Origin of the sequence: Desulfobulbus rhabdoformis (genome assembly GCF_016919065.1) — a bacterium.
GTDB lineage: Bacteria > Desulfobacterota > Desulfobulbia > Desulfobulbales > Desulfobulbaceae > Desulfobulbus > Desulfobulbus rhabdoformis.
The window spans coordinates 1-415 of record NZ_JAFFQA010000174.1; the positions used below are offsets into that span (position 1 = coordinate 1).

Consider the following 415-nt stretch of genomic DNA (forward strand, 5'->3'; position numbering starts at 1 on the left):
CTTTTGCTGTCTATAGCATACAAAAATATCGGTTTATCCAGTCTATATAACGGCTTTGGACATGTTTTAGAAAAAGCCGGCAAGGAGGAATCAGCGGAACTGGTGAAGCTTGTAAGCCAAGCTTTTGCAGCAGCAACCGCACTTGAACAATCGGTAGATGACCAGCTTATTGCCATCCTGGAAAAATCCCAGTCAAATGAGGAGTAATCCGAGAAAGAATAAAGAGGAAGATGAGAATGACATCGTTCTATGAGATTTTAGTCATGCAGGATCATGAATTATCACAGCCTCTCGTAAAAATCCCGAATACCTTCTCATTGCAAACAGGGGGTCCTCTGACCATCTGCCACGGTTTGCGTTCACTGAGCGGTCAAGTGGCTGTCGATGATACCCTCGATCATCATCACGTCATGAT

General features: G+C 44.1%; 1 protein-coding gene. It reads left to right on the forward strand.

All coding sequences use genetic code 11. The features are described from left to right. A partial coding sequence (locus JWJ90_RS22965) for a hypothetical protein (protein ID WP_205229527.1) occupies positions 1-207 on the forward strand: 207 nt, incomplete at its 5' end. Between the last annotated feature and the right edge of the window lie 208 nt (positions 208-415).